The sequence below is a fragment of the Pseudomonas sp. PS01299 genome, from assembly GCF_029960145.1.
In the GTDB taxonomy this organism is placed as follows: domain Bacteria; phylum Pseudomonadota; class Gammaproteobacteria; order Pseudomonadales; family Pseudomonadaceae; genus Aquipseudomonas; species Aquipseudomonas putida_A.
On sequence record NZ_JASCPO010000054.1, the window covers coordinates 25319 to 32486 of the forward strand.

The 7168-nt window shown below is 57.1% G+C and carries 6 protein-coding genes; 4 read left to right on the forward strand and 2 right to left on the reverse strand.

Annotated features, from left to right (window positions below):
* The first annotated feature begins 63 nt into the window (after positions 1 to 63).
* From QMX91_RS12365 to QMX91_RS12380, 4 genes are all read left to right on the forward strand, one after another.
* The gene (locus QMX91_RS12365) at positions 64 to 2004 is read left to right on the forward strand and encodes a membrane-associated oxidoreductase (protein WP_282412771.1); all 1941 of its coding nucleotides are present in this window, start codon (positions 64 to 66) and stop codon (positions 2002 to 2004) included.
* Positions 2005 to 2011: 7 nt separating this feature from the next.
* Complete coding sequence (locus QMX91_RS12370; protein ID WP_097087529.1) at positions 2012 to 2323, forward strand: cupin; 312 nt, start codon at positions 2012 to 2014, stop codon at positions 2321 to 2323.
* 105 nt (positions 2324 to 2428) lie between these two features.
* Positions 2429 to 3598, forward strand: a complete 1170-nt coding sequence (locus QMX91_RS12375; RefSeq protein ID WP_282412772.1) for a TDT family transporter — start codon at positions 2429 to 2431, stop codon at positions 3596 to 3598.
* A 79-nt stretch (positions 3599 to 3677) separates the two neighbouring features.
* A complete protein-coding gene (locus QMX91_RS12380) occupies positions 3678 to 5552 on the forward strand; it encodes an MFS transporter (RefSeq protein ID WP_135295262.1) in 1875 nt (624 codons plus the stop codon).
* Between the two features lie 99 nt (positions 5553 to 5651).
* Here the strand turns inward: QMX91_RS12380 and sugE are convergent, their stop codons facing one another.
* On the reverse strand, positions 5652 to 5966 hold the full coding sequence (gene sugE / locus QMX91_RS12385; protein WP_003223093.1) for a quaternary ammonium compound efflux SMR transporter SugE: 315 nt from the start codon (positions 5964 to 5966) through the stop codon (positions 5652 to 5654).
* 119 nt (positions 5967 to 6085) lie between these two features.
* Positions 6086 to 7051: a bile acid:sodium symporter family protein gene (locus QMX91_RS12390; protein ID WP_096797726.1), complete on the reverse strand. Its 966-nt coding sequence runs from the start codon at positions 7049 to 7051 to the stop codon at positions 6086 to 6088.
* Between the last annotated feature and the right edge of the window lie 117 nt (positions 7052 to 7168).

Genomic DNA, 7168 nt, shown 5'->3' on the forward strand with positions numbered 1-7168 from the left:
CAAAACGCCTGTTCACTACCATGCGAACCATTATTCGCAGTGAAATGATTTGAGTGAACGAGAATGGATGAAATCGGCGAATTGCTGGGACGCTTGCAGAATGGCAAGGGTGGATTACGTCCTGCTGAGAAGCGCTTGCTGGATTGCTTCAAGCGGGGAGTGATTGCCACCATCACTGACGAGCTCCCCGTCTCGTCGACTGCGGAGAATGTTGTACGAGCAACTTTCCTGCGCGCTCTGATCCTGACGTATTCCAAAGGAGCATTTCTTGGGGAGAATCTTTACCTGCAAGGTGCCTTTATCGAAGGGCCACTTTTTTTAGCGGGCATTTGCGTGACCACCCCGGTCACTTTTAAGAATTGTTTGTTTGAACGGGACCTCAATGTCCGAGGCGCCAGCTTTGAACGTATGCTCAAATTTGAAGGTTGCTCGCTCAAATCTTTTTTAGGTGAACGAATTGTTGTCAATGACAGCCTGGTCTTTTCATCAACTTCTACCAATGGTCTTGTCGAACTCGGCTCGGCCCGAATTGCCGCCAGGCTGGTTTGTTTAGGTTCACAATTTGATGGTGGGGGGGAGTCGTGCCTGGATGCCTCTTTTGCCGAAATACGTACGGGTGTTTATCTTAATGGCGGCTTTTCTGCAAAGGGCTTGGTACGTTTCAGGTCTGCCGTAATTGGCGGGCAATTCAATTGCGTAAATGCAAGTTTTACTGTTGATGACGAACAGTCTCTCGACTTGGATTTTGCTTGTATCAATGGTCCTGTCTTTCTCCGGGACGGCTTTACTTCGAAAGGCACTGTTAATTTGCTGGGTGCAAGGATCTCGGGCCAGTTGAGCTGTAGGCGTTCGAAATTTTTTGCGATTGGAAATGCACATGCGATGACCGCTGAGCGCGCTTTTATCAGAGGTAACGCGCTTTTCAGTCAAGACTGTGAAATCCAGGGGCGACTGCAACTAGCTGGTTTGGAGGTCGAAGGAAATGTTGAGTTTGATGGCGCTGCCATACAGGAGCTACGAGCAAATGAGATGAGAGTGAAAGGGAGGCTCGATTTGCGCGACCTCAAGTCCGCTCCCAAGCAAATCTCGTTTTTAGGAACCAGCGTCGCGACCATCAATGACGATCTTGTTTCATGGGGAGAGCGCCCGATTCTCAATGGTTTTATCTACGACTCTGTGGATGTGCATAAACCGATGCCAGTCAGTGAGCGCATGACATGGTTGAAAAAGCAGAAAGCCTGTCTGGAAAAAGACGAGACGTCACCGATGACATTCAAAGAGCATTTTCGTCCTCAGCCCTGGCGCCAATTGCAGCAAGTACTTGAATCTACTGGCCATACCGAAGAAGCCAAAGAGGTGGGTATTGAGTATGAGCAGTGCTTGCGTGAATCTGGTCGCATTGGTCAGTCACCGAGTACCTGGTCCCCGTCTTTTCGAAAGCTTTACGCCGCCTCCGCGAAGTTCTTGCACTTTCTTTATGGTTATCTGACTGGCTTCGGCTACCGTCCGATGCTACTGCTGCCATGGTTCGCACTGGTTTGGGGATTTTGCACATTGGTCTACTGGAGTGCCGCCAGTTTCGGAGTATTTGCTCCCAGTAATCCCCTGATTTTTCAAAACGAAGCTTATGACACCTGTCGTCCGGACCGGGAGCAGGTGTGGCTCAAAAAGAGTAGTTATCGCACGCCGGCAGAGCTGCCAGATGCGTTCAAGGGATCGGGTAATTGGTATTTATGTGAGAAGCTGCGTGAAGAATATACCGGGTTCAGTCCGATCGCATTCTCACTAGATCTACTACTGCCTCTGGTTGACCTGCACCAGGAAAATGACTGGGCTCCACTGATTGAAACACCAAAAGCCAATCCGGTTTTTGAGTTTTTTAGCTTCTTTATCAGTGGCAAGCGTTGGGTCCGATTTGTGATGTGGTGCGAGATTCTTGCTGGATGGGGCTTCAGCCTGCTGTTTGTCGCTGTGGTTTCTGGTTTGGCACGTCGCAAGGAATAGGACATCGATGAAGATTATCCGCAGCAAGTCGTTCACCGCCGAGCGTGCCTGGGGTGCGCTGGACATTGCCAACATGAACGGCATCACCACGCGCCTGCACTGGACTGATCAGCCTTACAAATGGCACGTCAACGATGGTGAGGAAGTGTTTGTGGTGCTCGATGGTCAGGTGCAGATGCGCTATCGCGAACAGGGTGAAGAAAAGCAGGCGCTGCTTGAGGTCGGGGACATCTTCTACGCCTCAGTCGGTACCGAGCACGTGGCGCATCCGCAGGGCGCGGCGCGGATTCTGGTGATCGAAAGCGAAGGCAGTGTTTGACTGCTTATCTGTAAAGTAGATAACAGATAGAGAAATTACCCGTTATATAGATATTCGATTCGGTTCTACCATGGGCTCAACCTCACCTGAGGAAAGGAGTTCATGATGACTTGCCCCAACACCGCCAAACCTGGCATCAAGCCGTTCAGCCAGCTTCAGCATCCGCGTGAAGTGATCCGTCAATTCACCCCGAACTGGTTCGCCGCGACCATGGGCACCGGCGTGCTGGCCCTGGCGCTGGCGCAATTACCGGTGGCGATTCCCGGGCTGCACGCGGTGGCCGAGGGTTTGTGGCTGTTCAACATTCTGTTGTTCACCTTGTTTACCTTCGCCTATGCCGCGCGCTGGATTTTATTCTTCGATGAAGCGCGGCGGATCTTCGGTCACTCCACTGTTTCGATGTTCTTCGGCACCATTCCCATGGGTTTGGCGACCATCATCAACGGCTTTCTGCTGTTCGGTCTGCCACGCTGGGGCGAGGGCGTAATTCATCTTGCCGAAGTGCTGTGGTGGCTCGACGTGGCGATGTCGCTGGCCTGCGGTGTGTTGATCCCTTACATGATGTTTACCCGCCAGGAACACAGCATCGACCAGATGACCGCGGTCTGGCTGTTGCCGGTGGTGGCGGCGGAAGTGGCGGCGGCCAGCGGCGGCTTGCTCGCTCCGCATCTGGCTGATGCCCACGCGCAACTGGTGGTGCTGACCACCAGCTACGTGCTCTGGGCATTTTCCCTGCCGGTGGCGTTCAGCATTCTGACTATCCTGTTGCTGCGCATGGCCCTGCATAAACTGCCTCACGAAAACATGGCCGCCTCAAGCTGGCTGGCCCTCGGCCCGATCGGTACTGGTGCGTTGGGCATGTTGCTGCTGGGCGCTGATGCACCGGCGATCTTCGCCGCCAACGGCCTGCCGGGCATCGGTGAAATCGCTGCTGGCGTGGGGCTGGTCGCCGGTATCACCCTGTGGGGCTTCGGCTTGTGGTGGATGTTGATGGCGCTGCTGATCACCGCGCGTTACCTGCGTGACGGCATCCCGTTCAACCTCGGCTGGTGGGGTTTTACCTTCCCGCTGGGCGTGTATTCGCTGGCGACCCTCAAGCTCGCCAGCACGCTGAACCTGGGTTTTTTCAGCGTGGTCGGCTGCATGCTGGTGAGCCTGCTGGCGATGATGTGGCTGATCGTCGGTAAACGCACCGTGCAAGGCGCGTGGCGCGGTGAGCTGTTTGTCTCACCTTGTATTGCAGGGTTGAAGAAATATCCTGAAAAGTTTAGGTAAGGTGTGGCCTGGATCGCCGATCGAGATTCCAATAAGCAGATCCAGGCCATTCTCTACCGACCTCAGGGAAACACGGAAGATGAGTCACCCCTCACAGTTCAACCTGCTTCGCACTCGGCGCTTTCTGCCGTTTTTCATCACGCAGTCGCTGGGCGCGTTCAACGACAACGTGTTCAAGCAATCGCTGATCCTCGCCATTCTGTATCGGCTGACCATCGAAGGTGACCGTTCGATCTGGGTCAACCTGTGCGCGCTGCTGTTTATCCTGCCGTTCTTTCTGTTTTCGGCGTTGGCCGGGCAGTTCGGGGAAAAATTCGCCAAGGACGCGTTGATCCGTCTGATCAAACTCGCGGAAATCGCGATCATGGCCGTAGGATCGATCGGTTTCCTGTTCGATCACCTGTCGCTGATGCTGGTGGCGCTGTTTGCCATGGGCACGCATTCGGCGCTGTTCGGGCCGGTGAAGTATTCGATCCTGCCGCAGGCGTTGCGCGAGGATGAACTGGTCGGCGGCAACGGGCTGGTGGAGATGGGCACGTTCCTGGCGATCCTTGCCGGGACCATCGGCGCCGGCATCATCATGTCCTCGACGCACTACGCGCCGCTGGTTTCGACCGCGATTGTCGGGATTGCAGTGCTGGGATATCTCGCCAGTCGCAGCATTCCGCGCGCGGCGGCGGCATCGCCGGAAATGCGCCTGAACTGGAACATCTTCAGCCAGTCCTGGGCCACGCTGAAACTCGGTCTGGGCCAGACGCCTGCGGTGTCGCGTTCGATTGTCGGCAACTCGTGGTTCTGGTTTGTCGGGGCGATTTACCTGACGCAGATCCCGGCCTACGCCAAGGAATGGATGCACGGCGACGAAACCGTGGTGACGCTGATTCTCACGGTGTTTTCAGTAGGCATTGCGCTGGGTTCGATGCTTTGCGAGAAACTCTCCGGGCGCAAGGTCGAGATCGGTCTGGTGCCGTTCGGTTCGTTCGGCCTGACCGTGTTTGGCCTGCTGCTGTGGTGGCATTCCGGTGGAATCCCGGAAAGCGTCAACGGCCACAGCTGGACCGAAGTGCTGGGCTTTGCGCATACCTGGGCGGTGCTGGTCGACATTCTCGGCCTCGGCATTTTTGGCGGTTTCTATATCGTGCCGCTGTACGCGTTGATCCAGTCGCGCACCGCCGAGAACGAGCGGGCGCGGGTGATTGCCGCCAACAACATTCTCAACGCTCTGTTCATGGTGGTGTCGGCGATCGTTTCGATCGTGTTGCTGAGTGTGGTCAAACTGTCGATTCCGCAATTGTTCCTGGTGGTGTCGCTGCTGAACATCGGCGTCAACGCCTACATCTTCAAGATCGTCCCCGAGTTCAGCATGCGTTTCATGATCTGGCTGCTCAGCCATTCCATGTACCGCGTCGAGCACCGCAACCTCGAGGCGATCCCGGACGAGGGCGCGGCGCTGTTGGTGTGCAACCACGTGTCGTTCGTCGATGCGCTGCTGATTGGCGGCGCGGTGCGTCGGCCGATTCGCTTTGTCATGTACTACAAGATCTACAACCTGCCGGTGCTGAACTTTATCTTCCGCACGGCGGGGACGATTCCGATTGCCGGACGCAACGAAGACATCCAGATCTACGAAAAGGCCTTCACCCGGATTGCCCAGTATCTGAAGGACGGTGAGCTGGTGTGCATCTTCCCCGAAGGCAAGTTGACCACCGATGGTGAGATCAACGAGTTCAAGGGCGGCCTGACGCGGATTCTCGAAGAAACGCCGGTGCCGGTGATTCCGCTGGCGTTGCAAGGGTTGTGGGGGAGTTTCTTCAGCCGCGATCCGAACAAGGGGCTGTTCAAGCGGTTGTGGTCGCGGGTGACGTTGGTGGCGGGTTCGGCGGTCGAGGTTGAGGCGGCGCAGCCGGCGAAATTGCAGGGGTTGGTGGGAGCGTTGCGCGGGACTGTCAGGTAGTTGTCACCTGATATGGCCCTATCGCGAGCAGGCTCACTCCTACATTTGAAGCGCGTACCCCTTGTAGGAGTGAGCCTGCTCGCGATAGAGGCCAGTGGCCTAAGCGCTGACCTTGAGACCAATCAACCCGGTAATGATCAACGCCACACTGGCCAGCCGAATCAATGCCATCGACTCGCCAAACAGAATGATCCCGGCAATCACCGTGCCCACGGCACCGACTCCGGTCCAGATCGCATAAGCCGTACCCAGCGGCAATTCCTTCATTGCCAGACCCAGCAGGCCAAGGCTGATGGCCATGGCCGCAACGGTCAGGACGGTGGGGAGCGGGCGGGTGAAGCCGTCGGTGTATTTCAGGCCGACGGCCCAGCCGACTTCGAACAGGCCGGCGAAAAACAGAATGATCCAGGACATAAGAGACCTCCATCGATTGACGGGGCCGTCCCCAGATTGATAACTCGATCGAGCCGCAGGGTCGTCCCCGCGTAGCGCAACAGTCTGCCGAGCATTAATCCGGGGATCAAGTTTCCCGGTCAGTCGGCTGGCTGCTGCGCTAGCGCCTCACGGTCTTCTTTCTCGCTCATGCGCCGGAAGTACGTCGAGAGCAACGCCCCGGAAATGTTGTGCCAGACGCTGAACAACGCGCTCGGCACCGCGGCCAGCGGCGAGAAGTGCGCACTGGCCAAGGCCGCGCCCAACCCCGAGTTCTGCATGCCGACTTCCAGCGCCAGCGACTTGCGCTGCGCCAGTGGCAACTTGAACAGGCGTCCAGTGAAGTAACCCAGCAAGTAGCCGAAGCTGTTGTGCAGCATCACCACGGCCATGATCAGCAGACCGGATTCGGCGATTTTCGCCTGACTGGCGGCCACCACGGCGGTGACGATGATCACGATGCTGACCACCGACACCAGTGGCAACACGTCCACCGCGTGGCGCACCTTGTCGCCGAGCACGCGTTGCGCGACCACGCCGAGCACGATCGGCAGCAGCACCACTTGCAGAATCGACCAGAACAATTCCATGAACGAAACCGGCAACCACGCCGAAGCCAGCAGCCAGATCAGCGCCGGGGTCAGCAACGGGGCGAGCAGGGTGGTGACGGCAGCAATCGCCACCGACAGCGCCAGATCGCCGCGTGCCAGCCAGGTCATGACGTTGGAAGAGGTGCCGCTTGGGCAGCAGCCGACCAGAATCACCCCGACGGCGATTTCCGGCGGCAGGTGGAAGATCTGGCAGAGCAACCACGCCACACCGGGCATGATCACGAAATGTGCGACCACGCCCAAAGCCACGCGCCACGGATGGCGGGCGACGGCAGCGAAGTCATCGAGTTTGAGGGTCAGGCCCATGCCGAACATCACCAGTCCCAGCAGCGGCACGATCGCGCCCTTGAGACCGAGAAACCACGCCGGTTGCAGGAACGCGATCACCGCGAAAATCAGAACCCAGTAAGCGAAGGTATTGCCGACAAAGCGGCTGAGTGCAGCCAGTGCGCGCATGGCCTGTTCCTTATTATTAGTTACACCACAAAACCAATTGTGGGAGCGGGCTTGCTCGCGAAAGCGGCGGGTCAGCCAAGTTAATGTTGAATGACACACCGCTTTCGCGAGCAAGCC

Coding starts and splice junctions, on each gene's coding strand:
- QMX91_RS12380 (WP_135295262.1), top strand. CDS start 3,678: ATGAGTCACCCCTCACAGTTCAACCTGCTTCGCACTCGGCGCTTTCTG.
- QMX91_RS12390 (WP_096797726.1), bottom strand. CDS start 7,051: ATGCGCGCACTGGCTGCACTCAGCCGCTTTGTCGGCAATACCTTCGCT.
- QMX91_RS12365 (WP_282412771.1), top strand. CDS start 64: ATGGATGAAATCGGCGAATTGCTGGGACGCTTGCAGAATGGCAAGGGT.
- QMX91_RS12370 (WP_097087529.1), top strand. CDS start 2,012: ATGAAGATTATCCGCAGCAAGTCGTTCACCGCCGAGCGTGCCTGGGGT.
- QMX91_RS12375 (WP_282412772.1), top strand. CDS start 2,429: ATGACTTGCCCCAACACCGCCAAACCTGGCATCAAGCCGTTCAGCCAG.
- sugE (WP_003223093.1), bottom strand. CDS start 5,966: ATGTCCTGGATCATTCTGTTTTTCGCCGGCCTGTTCGAAGTCGGCTGG.